This window comes from Neisseria musculi (assembly GCF_014297595.2).
Lineage (GTDB): Bacteria > Pseudomonadota > Gammaproteobacteria > Burkholderiales > Neisseriaceae > Neisseria > Neisseria musculi.
The window spans coordinates 1,123,606-1,137,444 of the sequence record NZ_CP060414.2 but is presented as its reverse complement, the minus strand read 5'-3'; the positions used below and the strand labels follow the sequence as shown (position 1 = coordinate 1,137,444).

The 13,839-nt window shown below is 55.0% G+C and carries 14 protein-coding genes and 2 pseudogenes; 10 read left to right on the top strand and 6 right to left on the bottom strand.

Going from position 1 to position 13,839, the window contains the following annotated elements; all coding sequences use genetic code 11:
- The first annotated feature begins 76 nt into the window (after positions 1–76).
- The 3 genes and pseudogenes from H7A79_RS05950 to H7A79_RS05940 all read left to right on the top strand — a co-directional run bounded on the left by H7A79_RS05950 (position 77) and on the right by H7A79_RS05940 (position 1,840).
- Complete coding sequence (locus tag H7A79_RS05950; protein WP_187001360.1) at positions 77–187, top strand: Com family DNA-binding transcriptional regulator; 111 nt, start codon at positions 77–79, stop codon at positions 185–187.
- Between the two features lie 72 nt (positions 188–259).
- Positions 260–968: pseudogene (locus H7A79_RS05945) on the top strand (DNA cytosine methyltransferase).
- 38 nt (positions 969–1,006) lie between these two features.
- A complete protein-coding gene (locus H7A79_RS05940) occupies positions 1,007–1,840 on the top strand; it encodes a DNA adenine methylase (RefSeq protein ID WP_187001359.1) in 834 nt (277 codons plus the stop codon).
- 424 nt (positions 1,841–2,264) lie between these two features.
- Here the strand turns inward: H7A79_RS05940 and H7A79_RS05935 are convergent, their stop codons facing one another.
- The gene (locus tag H7A79_RS05935; protein ID WP_187001358.1) at positions 2,265–3,695 is read right to left on the bottom strand and encodes a 3'-5' exonuclease; all 1,431 of its coding nucleotides are present in this window, start codon (positions 3,693–3,695) and stop codon (positions 2,265–2,267) included.
- 144 nt (positions 3,696–3,839) lie between these two features.
- Between H7A79_RS05935 and H7A79_RS05930 the strand changes: the two genes are divergently transcribed.
- Positions 3,840–4,460 (top strand): HI_0552 family protein, encoded by a 621-nt coding sequence (locus tag H7A79_RS05930; RefSeq protein WP_187001357.1) that lies wholly within the window; start codon positions 3,840–3,842, stop codon positions 4,458–4,460.
- A 943-nt stretch (positions 4,461–5,403) separates the two neighbouring features.
- Here the strand turns inward: H7A79_RS05930 and waaF are convergent.
- Complete coding sequence (waaF, locus tag H7A79_RS05925; protein WP_187001356.1) at positions 5,404–6,420, bottom strand: lipopolysaccharide heptosyltransferase II; 1,017 nt, start codon at positions 6,418–6,420, stop codon at positions 5,404–5,406.
- A 331-nt stretch (positions 6,421–6,751) separates the two neighbouring features.
- Here waaF and H7A79_RS05920 point away from each other — a divergent pair, with 331 nt between their 5' ends.
- Positions 6,752–7,090, top strand: coding sequence for a cupin domain-containing protein (locus tag H7A79_RS05920; protein ID WP_187001355.1), 339 nt, complete (start codon positions 6,752–6,754; stop codon positions 7,088–7,090).
- Positions 7,091–7,157: 67 nt separating this feature from the next.
- On the opposite strand, the gene H7A79_RS05915 is transcribed toward H7A79_RS05920, so the two are convergent.
- Positions 7,158–8,207, bottom strand: a complete 1,050-nt coding sequence (locus H7A79_RS05915) for a Gfo/Idh/MocA family oxidoreductase (RefSeq protein WP_187001354.1) — start codon at positions 8,205–8,207, stop codon at positions 7,158–7,160.
- A gap of 305 nt (positions 8,208–8,512) precedes the next feature.
- Between H7A79_RS05915 and rbfA the strand changes: the two genes are divergently transcribed.
- Both rbfA and truB read left to right on the top strand, forming a co-directional pair.
- Complete coding sequence (gene rbfA, locus H7A79_RS05910) at positions 8,513–8,884, top strand: 30S ribosome-binding factor RbfA (protein ID WP_187001353.1); 372 nt, start codon at positions 8,513–8,515, stop codon at positions 8,882–8,884.
- Positions 8,885–9,002: 118 nt separating this feature from the next.
- The gene (gene truB / locus H7A79_RS05905; RefSeq protein WP_187001352.1) at positions 9,003–9,908 is read left to right on the top strand and encodes a tRNA pseudouridine(55) synthase TruB; all 906 of its coding nucleotides are present in this window, start codon (positions 9,003–9,005) and stop codon (positions 9,906–9,908) included.
- Positions 9,909–9,954: 46 nt separating this feature from the next.
- On the opposite strand, the gene H7A79_RS05900 is transcribed toward truB, so the two are convergent.
- Together H7A79_RS05900 and cysT are read right to left on the bottom strand one after the other, a co-directional pair.
- Entirely contained in the window at positions 9,955–10,272 is a 318-nt protein-coding gene (locus H7A79_RS05900; RefSeq protein ID WP_187001351.1) for a hypothetical protein, read from the bottom strand.
- 269 nt (positions 10,273–10,541) lie between these two features.
- Positions 10,542–11,386, bottom strand: a pseudogene (gene cysT / locus H7A79_RS05895) (sulfate ABC transporter permease subunit CysT).
- Positions 11,387–11,579: 193 nt separating this feature from the next.
- Here cysT and H7A79_RS05890 point away from each other — a divergent pair.
- Positions 11,580–12,299 (top strand): AzlC family ABC transporter permease, encoded by a 720-nt coding sequence (locus H7A79_RS05890; protein WP_187001350.1) that lies wholly within the window; start codon positions 11,580–11,582, stop codon positions 12,297–12,299.
- Complete coding sequence (locus H7A79_RS05885; RefSeq protein ID WP_187001349.1) at positions 12,296–12,595, top strand: AzlD family protein; 300 nt, start codon at positions 12,296–12,298, stop codon at positions 12,593–12,595. The genes H7A79_RS05890 and H7A79_RS05885 overlap by 4 nt, the downstream gene beginning before the upstream one ends.
- A 309-nt stretch (positions 12,596–12,904) precedes the next feature.
- Here H7A79_RS05885 and H7A79_RS05880 read toward each other — a convergent pair whose 3' ends face one another.
- A complete protein-coding gene (locus tag H7A79_RS05880) occupies positions 12,905–13,675 on the bottom strand; it encodes a sulfite exporter TauE/SafE family protein (RefSeq protein WP_187001348.1) in 771 nt (256 codons plus the stop codon).
- On the opposite strand from H7A79_RS05880, the gene H7A79_RS05875 reads away from it, so the two are divergent.
- Positions 13,664–13,837, top strand: coding sequence for a hypothetical protein (locus tag H7A79_RS05875; RefSeq protein WP_167743074.1), 174 nt, complete (start codon positions 13,664–13,666; stop codon positions 13,835–13,837). The two genes, H7A79_RS05880 and H7A79_RS05875, sit on opposite strands and share 12 nt — an antisense overlap.
- Positions 13,838–13,839: the final 2 nt, after the last annotated feature.

Genomic DNA, 13,839 nt, shown 5'->3' with positions numbered 1-13,839 from the left:
ACTTCAAGGCCGCCGCTTACCGGCCTGTTACGGCAGATAAGCGGCGGTATTTTATAACAAACGGAGTAAATGCGATATGGGATACCGCGAATTGCGTTGCAAAATCTGCCATAAATTGCTGGCAAAAGGTTGCGGTAAAATAGAAATAAAATGCCGCCATTGCAAAACCATCAACACATTCAATTGATTATTTCACAGAGTGCCGAGAGCGCCGTATTTTCAAACCGGAGCATCCCAGAATGCCGCACGAAAGGAAAATATGGATGCAAAAGCACCATCAAAACCCACAGTCGGTAGCCTGTTTGCCGGCATCGGCGGCTTCGATCTCGGATTCGAGCAGGCAGGATTTACAACCGCATGGCAAGTCGAAATTGCCGACGTGCCCCGCGCCGTACTCGCCGACCGCTTCCCGCACCGGCCTGTTCTTCGACGCACTCAACATCGTCAAAACACTTCAGCCCCGCTGGCTGGTGCTTGAAAACGTCACGGGGTTGCTCAATAGCAACAATGGCCAAGACTTTCAGACAGTTATCCAGTCCCTTGCCGAATGCGGGTATGTGGGATACTGGAGAGTGCTCGATGCTCGCTATTTCGGAGTCCCCACAAAACGCCGCCGCGTATTCCTGGTCGCTGGATTGGGAGAGTGGCCGCCAATTGGGTTTATGGCTGACGCCGGACCAGCTGACCGATTGGCTGGCAAGGCGGCAGCGGGCAGCGCCTGGGCGGACGCACACCCAACTTTACTTGCAGGTTTCCCCGGCGGGACAAATATCGACATCTCAGGTTCCAACATCTGCATTGTTGCCGACGGACGGGGTGCGATGGTTGAGCGGCAGCGAACGGTTGCAGATAATGGGCTTCGCAAAGGACTGGATGCGGCCAACTTTGCAGAGGCTAGGGCTGCCGGAAACGCCGTTGTACCGCAAGTCGCCCGCTGGATTGCAGAAAAACTCATTACCACATTCTGACTAACCGATAAGGCAGAGCGCCGCGAGCGCCTGCTGTTATGACCAAACACCACACCAAAGCCCCCTTGCCATTTTTCGGGCAAAAACGCAACTTTATCAAAGCCTTTAAAGACGCATTAGACAACATCCCTGCCGACGGCGCGGGCTGGACAATCGTTGACGCATTCGGCGGCAGCGGCCTGCTCTCGCACGTTGCCAAGCACACCAAACCCGCCGCCCGTGTCATCTATAACGACTTCGACGGCTACGCCGAGCGTTTGCGCCATATCCCCGATACCAACCGCCTGCGGCAGACACTCGCCGTCGTGCTGGCCGATTACCCCCGCGACAGGCATTTGGACAAGCCGACTAAAGCCCGAGTTGTCGCTGCCATTCAGGATTTCAACGGCTACAAAGACCTGCACTGCCTACGTTCGTGGCTGCTGTTCAGCAGCAATCAGGCCGGCACCATGGCCGAGCTTCTTAATAAGCATATGTACAACTGCATCCGCCGCACCGATTACCCCGATGCGGACGGCTATTTAAAAGGACTAGAGATTGTTTCCCAACCGTTCCAAACCCTGCTGCCGCAGTATGTTGACGAGCCTAAAACCCTGCTTGTGCTTGACCCACCGTATGTTTCGACATTGCAGGGTATGTATGCCAACAAGCACTACTTCGGCATGGTGCAGTTTCTTCAACTTATGTACATGGTTCGCCCGCCTTTCGTGTTCTTCAGCAGTACACGCAGCGAGTTTATGGATTATTTGGGTTTCTTAAAACAACACCGACCGCAGGAGTGGGCAGTGTTTGATGGCATCGCTTCGGTTAGCTTGATTGCGGGCGTGGCCAAGGGGCTGGGGTATGAGGATAATATGGTTTTTAAATTTTAAAGCGACTTTTAGATAGTTTGTGCAAAAGCTATCATTTCCTTTTACCTTCAATTCGTGCAAAAGCTAGCGTTTTTCTGTGCAAAAGATGTCGCCGCTTTATACATAAAGGCCGTCTGAAAGGCTTGGAGAGTTTGCCTGCAATGGGCGGGGTATGGCATAGAGTGTCGATATACGGCACTACATTGGGTTGCTGAAACCGGAGCGGTCAAACGTTAAACAAAAAAACCGGCCGGGTCGCGGCAGAATGTGCCGGTTAAGGCTTTCAAGATGTTTGCAGCTTGCGGAATTGTGGTGCGGACGGCAGGTATGATTGGATTTTTCTGATTGAAGCGGGGCAAAATATAATGATTGAAGAAGCAGCGGGCAAGCGGGCAATGCAATTTTATGGCTTTGTTTCAATGATTTTTATCATATATAAGTGTTTTTAATTTGGGCAGGATTTTGTTTTTGATTGGATATCTTTGGCATCAACCCAGCCCGCAGTGTGTTTGTTAAGACATTTTCCTTTCATGTTCTGATTCTGGCAGATTTTTCCTGTATAGGAAATGTGCAGCCATTTGCCATTGCCGTATTCGCTTATACCGTTGTTGTTTTTGGTAACAGACACAAGACTGCATTTTTGTATAAATCCGGCGAAATTGCCGGATTTTCTTGATGCGCGTTTATATAGTGCGGTGTTTTTTACAATCACCAACTGATTGGGTTGGTTGCCGGCATGATATAGATGGTTTTCAGACGGCCATAAGAAATAACAGATTATGGTTATAAAAAAGGCGGTTGTTATGGCTGCAAGTGCAAACCGAAGCTGTTTGTTTTGCGAGGTTAAGGTTGCATAACGGCTTTGCCATGTCTGAATATCTCTGTCTAAACATAAACGGTGTTCTTGAAGTTGTTGATTGTTGTGTAAGGCTGAAGACAACGCTGATTTTGTATGTTCGAGCCGGTTTTCTAATTGCTTGTTTTCCGAAAGCATCTTTTCTGTGTATTCTTGTTTGTGTTTTGTCTCGTTTCGTAAATCGGCTATTGTGTCGATTTCATGTGTGCAGACGATATATTTTCGCCCGACCAACTCAAAAAAACATCTGGCTGTGGCCTGGACATCGTAAAAAGCATTATGCCAGTTTGAAAAACCGCCAAACAAATATTGGTGGAGCTCCATCAGTGAAGGGTGTTTAAACCCTTCCCGCCCGTCTGGAAAGGTTAGTTCACATAGGCTTGTGGTGTTTTTCATCAGACAGAATTGTTTGAATGTTGAAAAATTTATTTCGTCCTGCCCTGTCCGTAACAGTTCTTTATTGATTAAACCAATATCATGTGAAATATTAAATGCAATCAAGCATATTTCATCAGCAGGGTAACGTGCTAAATCTTGTTGGAAAAGGCTGATAACTTCAAGAATAGGCCTGCCTTGTTTACAGGCATCATCATGAGAAAAGCCGCGTCTGTTTTGATGATCGGCGGGTAGTCGGTAGCCGTTGGGTTGGATAATGTGGTTTTGAATATATTCAAGATTGCCATCATGGCGGTAAACTGCCCACGAAAATTGGCAGATTCGAAATTCAGTTGGGTTTTCTTCAGAGTTTGGTTTAGCCTTATCAAACTTTACAGCAGGGCTTTCAACATCGAATACAATATATTTATAAGGATGCTCAATTCGGCTTTTGCACTTGGGGCAGGTTGGTGAGGCATAAAATATTTCAATATATCGAATAGAATGTGAACATTTCGGCTTTGTGCATTGGCAGAGCGTTTCACGGCTTTCCCAAATAATATGGCCGAGTTTGCCGTATCGGGTTAAATAAGGTTGGCTGTGGTTCATGTTTTTAACAGGTGCTGTGATGTGGCTTAATGACATACAAGATTGATGTTTGGTTCCCCAAATCTTATAGTAGCTTATTTAAAGCAAGAATAAGCAAAGGCCGCCTGAAAACTTCAGACGGCTTTTTGCACTATATCGAAGCCGCTGGGGTAGAATGCTGTTTTTTGACGGGAGCCAATAATGTTGCAGCCGCATCATGCCGCTGTATTCGATTTGCCGTTTTTCCAATTGGCGCAAATCAAGCGTTATTGTCCGGAGCGTTTGGACGGGATTAAAGCGGCGCACCGCTCGGCGTGGCTGGTGTGGCGGCACACGGTGGAGAATGTTGCGGCGCAGTTGGGCGCGGAATTTGCTCCGCCGCATATCGAGCGCTGGTGCAACGGCTGGCAGGTGCGGGCGCATTTTTTTGCCTATTTCAAATACACGCGTTATCAGGATTCGGCGGTGATTTTTTCGCTGCTGCTCAACCGCCGCCGTTTGGGCGTGTGCCTGGATTGGCACAGCTACCGTGCGGCGCAGTCGGCCGTGTCGCTGGAGCAATACCGGCAATGGCCGCAGGCATTGGCGGGTGGGGATTTTGACGGCTTTGATATGTGGCGCGACAGCGATGGCGAATATGCCGATTATCCGACTGCGGCGGTACAGCGTGCGGGTGGTTTGGATTTGGCACTGGGTGATTTTTTCTGCATCGGCAGCCATATCGAACGCGGCGTTATCGGCCAAACCGACAGCGCGGCTTGGCTGGCGGCGCAAATCCGCGCCCTGCAGCCTTTATATGAAACCTGCTTCACGGGGAGTTGAGGCAGCATGCAGGGTAGGGCAGGCACCTGTTTAAATCGTGGCAAGGGGGGGGGCGGCACTTTTTGCAGTGGCAGCCATGCGGCTTTCGGTATGCGGTAAACGGTTGCTGTGCCGATAACGGGCGGGCGGGGCAGTGTTCTGCCTGAGGCACTGGCTCCCCGGCAGTTTGGCCGCTGTGCGGAGCTTCGCGGATTGATGCGGCATACTGTAAAAAACGCCGGTGTTTCTACACAGGCCGTCTGAAAACAGGGCGGTTGAACATTTCGGCGCAAGGCGGCAGAGTGGTGCAGATAAGAAACCGATTCTTCCGCCGCTTGGGCGGCCTGCAAACCTGCTCTCTATTGAACACCAGCAGAATAAAGTCAGCACACAAGTACGGCAATGCCGCAGCGGAAATAAAAAAACACAGCCATGCCGCAGCGGGAGTAAAAGCGAAAAGGGCGCAACCTTTGCAAAATTCATTTAGGCCGTCTGAAAAACCGCCCTGTTGTTTTTCAGACGGCCTTCTGCTGCCGCCGATCTGTTCTAAAAATCATCACGGCCTTGGCTGTCATGCTGTGTCTATACCTCCTGCGATCTGCCGTTCGTGTAGTTGTTTCGGTGGAGGGTTGGATACAGAAGTCAAGCCTGCTTCAGCGATCTGAACTGCCTGCTCCGCTAAAACCTACGCAGGCCGAAGGCACTAGGGATATTGTGGGCTCATTCCGTTGCCGCTTGGCGGCTTGAAAAAACCGTTCTCTTTAAATTAAAAGCACGGCAACGCCGCAGCGGAAATAAAAACACGTTAGGCCGTCTGAAAAACCGCCACGTTGTTTTTCAGACGGCCTTCTGCTGCCGCCGATCTGTTCTAGAAATCATCACGGCGTTGGCTGTCATGCGGTGTCTGCACCGCCTGCGGCCTGCCGTCCGCGTGCCGGTTTCGGTGGAGGGTTGGATACAGAAGTCAAGCCTGCTCCAGCGATTTTATTGCCTGCTCCACCTGCTCGGGCGCGAGTTTGTTGAGGCAGTCGGTATGCCCCAGCGGGCACTCGCGTTTGAAGCAGGGCGAGCAGTCTAAATTCAGGCTTACGATGGCGGCACGATTGCTCAACGGCGGTGTGTGGACTGGGCTGGAAGAGCCGTACACCGCCGCCAGCCTGCAGCCCACGGCGGCGGCCAGGTGCATCAGGCCGCTGTCGTTGCAGACTGCGGTTTCGGCGCAGGCCAATAAATCGATGGCTTCTGCCAAATCGGTTTTGCCGCACAAATTGATGCAGAGGCCGTCTGAAAGCGTGTTGATTTCTTCGGCAATATCGAAATCTTTTTGCGAGCCGAACAGCCAGATCTGCCGGCCGGCGCGGGCATGGCGGCGGGCGAGTTCGGCAAAATGGCGGGCGGGCCAGCGTTTGGCGGGGCCGTATTCTGCGCCCGGGCAGAAAGCCGAAACGGGTTGGCGGGTGTTCAAGCCGTGTTTGGCCAGCGCGGCCGCTTTGCGCTCTGCATCGATTTTAAACAGCGGATTGCCCGGACTGCCGTTGAATGCGGCCTGCGTGGAATGCGCCAGCGCGGTATAGCGGTCTGCCATCAGCGGCAGCGCGGCCTTATCGAGTTTGCGGATGTCGTTGAGCAGCAGGTAGCGCGATTCGCCCACATAGCCCGTGCGCTGTTTGATGCCGCTGGCAGCCGCAATAAGGGCGGATTTGAGCGAACCGGGCAGCACGATAATCCGGTCGTAACCACGCCGCCCCAGCTGCCGCCCCGTTTGCCAGCGTTTTTTCAGCGCCAGCGCGCCGTGGCCGAACGGGTTTTCGATGATTTCGCTGACTTCGGGCATGCGCTCGAACACGGCCATCGACCATTTGGGGGCAAACACATCGATGGCGGCGCCCGGGTGCAGCTCGTGCAGGCGGCGGCAGAGCGGCTGCGTCATCACGCAGTCGCCTATCCAACTGGGGGAAATAATCAGGATTTTTTTCGACATGGCGGCGGGTGTGGCTCGGTATATTTTTGATACGCTGCATATTGTATAGCGAATCGGGCCGATTTTGGATACGGGGCGGCAGGCGGCGCGGTGTGTATGGCGAAGCTGCTTTATTTTTGGCGGCAGGCGGCGCAGAAACGGTTCTGTTTGCCGCTTTGCCGGCGGGCAGAAGCGCTCTTTTCGGGCTGGGGCGGCAATGAAGCGGATTGGGCCTGCCGCAGCGCGAACCCTGCCTTTGCCTTATATCAAAGGCCGTCTGAAAAAGCCTGTCCGCCGCCGCCGGCGGTTTTATAATGGGCGGCGTAATGAAATTTCACAGAGAATATGCGCCATGAAACCATATATTTTAGACCCACAGGCCTTAATCGGCGGCGTGATTGCCGAAGACAACGACCAACAGCTCGTGCAGCTTTCCCTGCAGCGCGGCAACGAAATCCCCGTTTACGAAACCGATGCCATCATACTGTTAATCGTGCTCAACGGCAGCGCGCAAATCACCACCGAAAAAGAAACGCTTAACACCGCCGGGCTTCAGGTGGTGCGCTTGGAGCCGAACGAAGCCCACAGCATCCGCGCATTGGAAGACCGCACCAATATTTTGGTGGTGAAACAGCTCACACACGAATTGGTGTTCAGCAAAAAACTGCGTTTCGGCAGCTGCTGTTTATAACGGAAACAGGCCGTCTGAAAACTTTCAGACGGCCTGAGCCTATCAATATAAACATAAACATAAACATTCAAATTTCCACCCGCTGTTTGCTTTCTGCGCTTTGGTAAGCCTTTTCCAGCAAATCTAAAACCTGCACCGCCTGCTGCGGTTTCACCGCCAATTCGGCACCATTGGCCAACACATTGTAAAGGTTGCGGTAAAACGCGCCGTAATCGCCGCGCTCGCCTTCAAAACGTTGGCGGATAACGGCGCCTTCGGCGGTTTTCGTGTGCAGAATGCCCCATTCGGCTTCCGGTTCGCGGTTCCAATCACCTTCGGGCACCGCGCCCGCAGCCAGCAGAGCTTCCTGATTGTCGGCGTTTTGTTTCACATAAGAGCCGCGTTTGCCGTGCAAAGCCATAAACGGCAGCGGCTCGCGCATGTATTTTCCCGCCGTGAGCGAAACTTTTTTGCCGTCCGGGTAATAATAAAGCAGCATCTGAAAATTATCATCGCTCACCGCGCCCTCGTGCTGGCGGCGCACATCGGCATAGATTTCCTGCGGCAGGCCGAACAGATCCACCGCCATGTCGGCCAGGTGCGAGCCTAAATCGTACACCAAACCTACGTCTGCCCCGCCGGTTTCTTTCCAGCTTTTCGGGCTCAAGCCTTCGGCGTAACGCTCGAAACGGATTTCGCAATCGACAATATCGCCCAGCAGGCCGTCTGAAAGCAGCCGTTTGGCGGTGAGGAGCGCGGCGTCCCAGCGGCGGTTTTGATACACCGTCAGCACCACGCCCTGTTTTTGCGCCAGATCCGCCAGCCGGCGCGCTTGGGCTGCGGTGGCGCACAGCGGTTTTTCCACCACCACATGCTTGCCCGCCAGCAGGGCTTGTTGGGCAAACTCAAAATGCGTTTGGTTGGGCGTGGTAATCACGATTAAATCGGTATCGTCTGCCAGCAGCCCGCTGAAACTGCGCACGATTTCTGCATCAGGCAGGATTTGCTGCGCCGGGCTGCCCGAACGCTGCAACACGCGCACCACTTTGAAACGCCCGTCTGCCTGCCAAAACGGCAGATGGAACACTTTGGCGGAAAGGCCGAAACCGGCCAGGCCGATTTTGATGGTTTGGGTCATGCCAAGCTCCTGTTTGATTGTCGGGTGTCAGCCCTAAGCCTACCGCTTTTGCAGGCCGTCTGAAAGAGAAATATGGCGGATTACAAAAACTGAATACCGCAACCGGCCTGTTTCAGCCCCAAAAAATGATGTTGCCGGCTGCCAAAGCGGCGGCAGAACCGGCGCAGCATGATTTGTACGGCCTGCGCCCTGCCGCCTTGCTTTCATTTAAATCGAACCGGCTATCGGCTATAATGGCGGCGGTTTGGAATATTCGGCCGTCTGAAACATTGTTCAGGCGGCATCATCGATTAAAGGATCACCGCATGAGAAAACCCCAACGGGGCTATGCCCGCCAAGACCGCGTGAAAGAGCAGATTATGCGCGAGCTGGCCGAACTGGTGCGCAAAGGCCTCAAAGACCCGCGCGCCGGTTTCATCACCATCAACGATGTGGAAGTTACCCGCGACTACAGCCACGCCACCGTTTATTACACCGTGCTTGACGACACCGCCCGCGAAATCACCGAAGAAGCGCTCGAACACGCCAAAGGCTACCTGCGCAGCGAATTGAGCAAACGCATCAAGCTGTTCCGCACGCCCGAGCTGCATTTCAAATACGATGAATCGCTGGCGCGCGGCATGAGCATCTCTCACCTGATTGATCAGGTGGCGGCAGAAAAACCGGTGGAAGACTAAACCGGGCGCAACTGCCCGACACAACCGCTGCCGAACATAACCGCCCGCAGGCTGCAACTGCCTCCCCAGGCCGTCTGAAACACCGGCCTTTCTCTTTGGATACCCACCGAAACCCCGTATGCACAAACCGACCAAACGCCCCGTAAACGGCGTGCTGCTGCTCGACAAACCGCAAGGGCTCTCGAGCAACGCCGCCCTGCAGAAAGCCCGCCGCCTCTACCGCGCCGAAAAAGCGGGGCACACCGGCGTGCTCGACCCGCTTGCCACCGGCCTCTTGCCCGTGTGTTTCGGCGAAGCCGCCAAATTCGCCCAATATCTGCTCGATGCCGACAAAGCCTACACCGCCACGCTGAAGCTCGGCGAAGCCACCACCACGGGTGATGCCGAAGGCGCAGTGATCGCCGCCGCGCCCGCAAATATCAGCCCGGCCGCTTTTCAGACGGCCTGCCGCGCATTAACGGGCAAAATCCGCCAAGTGCCGCCGATGTTTTCGGCATTGAAACACGAAGGCAGGCCGCTCTACGAATACGCCCGCAAAGGCATCACCATCGAGCGCAAAGCACGCGGCATCGAAATTTATTCGATCAATATCCGCTCGTTTTCCCCGCCCGCCGCCGTGATTGACGTGCGTTGCAGCAAAGGCACCTATATCCGCACCCTCGGCGAAGACATCGCCAAACACACCGGCACCTTCGCCCACCTCACCGCCCTGCGCCGCACCGAAACCGCAGGTTTCACCACCGCCGAAAGCCACACCCTTGAAACCCTCGAAGCCTTAAGCGAAGCCGAACGCGATGCGCTGCTGCTGCCCTGTGATGCGCTGGTTCGGCACCTGCCTGCAACCGTGATCGGCAGCCGCGCCGCCGATATGCTGCAAACAGGCCGCCGCCCCGATGCCGAGGACAGGCCGGAGGGCGGCCCGCTGCGCATATACCGCGAAAACGGCACCTTCATCGGCCTGGCCGAAATACGCCAGGGCCGTCTGAAAGCCGTGCGCCTGATGAACACAGCAAAATGCGGCTGAATCTGCAAGCAGCCGGGCGCAAATAAATCAAGCAATCCGATTCTTTCTACGGTTCTTTTTTAACCGCTGTGGTGTTCAAACGGCCGGCCGCTGCCTGCTGCCGGGCAGGGTGTTTTCCGCAAGCAGACGGATTGCCCTGCGGCAGGGAAGAAAGCGTTAGAGATAAAGACAAGGCCGTCTGAAAAGCGTGTGCAGGTTTTTCAGACGGCCTTTGCGGTGTTATTTCCGTTACAGCGTTGCCGCGTTTTTTTGTTCCTTTCTTATTCGAAGAGAACGGTTTTGCAGGCTGCCAAAGCGGCAGCAGAGTCGGGGCTGTGCCTGCCTGTATGGCTTTACCCTTGCTGCTCTCTGCATTACTTTTCACGGGTAGGCGGTGTCAGGCCGTCTGAAACATAACGGAACGGTTTTTCAGACGGCCTTTGCGGTGTTGTTTCCGTTACAGCGTTGCCGCGCTTTTTTTGTTCTTTTTTGTTCGAAGAGAACGGTTTTGCAGGCCGCCCAAGCGGCAGCAGATCCGGAGCTGTATTGTCGGCCTGCCTTCCTTTGCCGTTTTGCGCCGGTTCCGGCGGTAGGGCATCGTTGGCATAAGGCCGTCTGAAACCTAACGGGGTGGCTTTTCAGACGGCCTGCGCTTCAAGCCTTCGCGCCCGCCCGTTTGTTCAAAGCCCATTGGCCGGCGTTGAGCAGAAACAGAACCGCAAACGAAATCATCAGCATAAACAGCGCCACCGCCGATGCGCCCTGCACATCAAACTGCCCGAGCTTGCCGGTGATCACCAGCGGCAGAATTTCGGAAACCATCGGGATATTGCCCGCGATAAAAATCACCGAACCGTATTCGCCGGTGGCTCGGGCAAACATCATGCCGGTGCCGGTGAGCAGGGAGGGGGTGATTTCGGGCAGCAGCACGCGGCGGAACACGGTGAGACGGCCGGCACCCGGCGTGGCGGCGGCTTCTTCGTATCCGGCCGGCAATTCTTCGAGCACCGGCTGCACCGCGCGCACGATAAACGGCAGGCTCACCACCACCAGCGCAATCCAGATGCCGGCAGGGGTGAATGCGATGCTGATACCCCACGGCGCAAACAGACGGCCTATCCAACCCTGCGGCGCATAGAGCGTGGCCAGCGCGATGCCGGTTACGGCGGTGGGGGCAGCGCAAACGGCAGATCCACCAGCGCGTTGGCCAGATTTCTGCCCGGAAACTCATAACGCACCAACACCCAAGCTACCAGCGTGCCGAACACGATATTGGTGAGCATGGCATAAAACGACATCTTCAAACTCAGCCACACCGCCGCCAAAACATTAGGCTCGGAAATGGTCTGCCAAAACGCCGTCCAGCCGATTTCGCCCGCTTTCACTGCCATCATCGCAAACGGCAGCACAACCAAAAGCGACAGACACAACACAGTTAAGCCGAGGCTGAGTTTGAAGCCGGGTAACACGCAGGGGGGGGGTGAGCAGCATAATCGGATGGCGCACAAGCGCAAATCATCAGGGATATGCCGCCACTTTACCGAGGCCGTCTGAAAAAGGGAAAGAATGGTTGGTTTTAATAAAAGATGATTTCGTTATAACGGTTTGCAGCCGTTGCACCAGCAGGCGGCACCATGTTTTCAGACGGCCGCTTGGTTTATAATGGCGGCCTTTTCCGTTTTGGATACCGCCATGACAACGAACAACCCGCCGACCCGGTCCGAATTTAAACGCGGTGTGAAAGACTGCCTGCCGGTGATTATCGGCATGCTGCCGTTTGCATTGATTTTAGGCGTGCAGGGCGGGCAGAAAGGCATGAGCCCGCTGGAAATGTCGATGATGGCCGGGCTGAACTTTGCCGGCGGCTCCGAATTTGCCGCCGTGGGTTTGTGGGGCAGCCCGCTGCCGGCGCTGCTGATTATCACCGTAACCCTGATGATTAACAGCCGCCATATCCTGATGGGGGCGGCACTTGCGCCTTATCTGAAAGGGCTGCCTTTGAAAAAAGCCCTGCCCGCGCTGTTTTTTATGGCCGATGAAAGCTGGGCGATGAGCTTGGCCGACATCCACAGGCGCAAAAAGCTCGGTCTCGGCCTGCCGCTGTTTAGCCTGCCTTATTATATGGGTGTGAGCTTAACGCTTTATGCGGTGTGGGTGGTGTTCACCGGTTTGGGTGCGGCTGTCGGCCCGGGGTTGGGCAATGTGGAGGCTTGGGGATTCGGCATGGCTTTCCCCGCCGTGTTTCTGGTGCTGCTGCGCGGTTTGTGGAAAGGTTTTGCCGCCGCGCGCCCGTGGCTGGTGAGCTTGGTGGCGGCTGCGGCGGTATATCTCGCTGCCGATGGGGCGTGGTATGTGCCTGCCGGTGCGGCGGCGGGACTGCTGGCCGCTTATTTTGGGGGAGACAAAGCATGATTTCGTGGGCTTCGTTCCTCACCATTACGGGTATGCTGGCGGTAACCTATTCTACGCGGCTGATCGGTTTTTCCGCCCTGCGCAACCGCACACCGGGCAGGCGGGCGGCGGCGGTGATGGAAGCCGCGCCGGGCTGTGTGCTGGTTGCCGTGATTGCACCGCATTTCGTATCCGACAAACCGCATGAATTGGTTGCGCTCGCCATCACGCTGTTTGCTGCCGCCCGCTGGGGCATGCTGCCCACGGTGCTGGTGGCGGTGGTTTCATCGGGGGTGTTGGGTTATTTGATGAAATAAGTTTGAGAAATAGAAGCCGTGTCAATTATCGGGCCGTCTGAAAAGCCGCAAATCTTTTCAGACGGCCTGAAGTTTTGCAAAACATGTCTTCATGCCGTTTGAAATGCTCAAACGCCGTCATTCACGCGCAGGGGAATCTAGGTTGAAATATTGCAAGTGTTGATGAACCAACATTTGGGTGGAGGCCGTTTGGACTGGGGTAGCGCGGCGGGCTTGCGCAGCCAATGGCGGCAGACAAACTTTTTCTGATGCTTTTGATTTTTGCAGAGCCCCGGCCTTTTATAAACAAGCGTTTGTTTGATAAAACGTTTATGCCGTGTGCAGCAGGTCCCAACCAAACTTGCCGATTAACACGCACAACAGCACCATAAACCCATAGCGCAGCAAGCGGCTGCCGCCGCGTATCGCCAGATGCGTGCCCGCCAGCCCGCCGCACAGGTTGGCGGCCGCCAGCGGCAGCGCCCATGCCCAAACAATGTGGCCGTTGGGGATAAAAAACGCGAGTGCGGCCAGATTAGTGGTGAAGTTAATCACTTTGGCCGAAGCGGTGGCGGTGAGAAAGTCGTAAGCGAAAAAACGCACAAACACAAAAGCCAGCAGGCTGCCGGTGCCCGGGCCGAACAGGCCGTCATAAAAACCGATCAGGGCGCCGAAAAACAACCCCCATGCGGTTTCTTTGCGGCTCAGTTGCGCGGTGCGGGCAACCTGCCCCAAATCTTTTTTAAAAAACGTGTAAACAAACATCGCCGCCATAATCACCAGCATTGCCGGTTTGATATGGTGGACAGGCAGATAGGCTACCAGCCGCGCGCCGCCGTAAGAAGCCAGAAACGCCAGCACGGCGGCGGGCAGCAGCATGTTCCACGGCACGCGGATTTTGCGCACAAATTGAACCGAGGCGGTGAAGGTGCCGCTGAATGAAGCAAATTTGTTGATACCCATCACCGAGGTAACCGGCACGCTGTTGGGCAGGGCGTTAAAGAGGGCGGGAATCTGCAACAAACCGCCGCCGCCCACCGCAGCATCCATCAGCCCGGCCAGAAAGCCGATGGCAAGAAGTGCAATAAGGTGAAGATCCATGATGTTTTCAGTTTTTCAGTATTGCCGCTGTGGCGTGCTGCACCGCAGGAAAGCGGCGGTTTCTGGCGGCGCGGGCCGGCGGGAATATGGCAGAATGTTCAAAACAACGATGCGGTTGCGTTAAAGGCAGAAGGCCGTCTGAACATTTTCAGACGGCCTTGAGG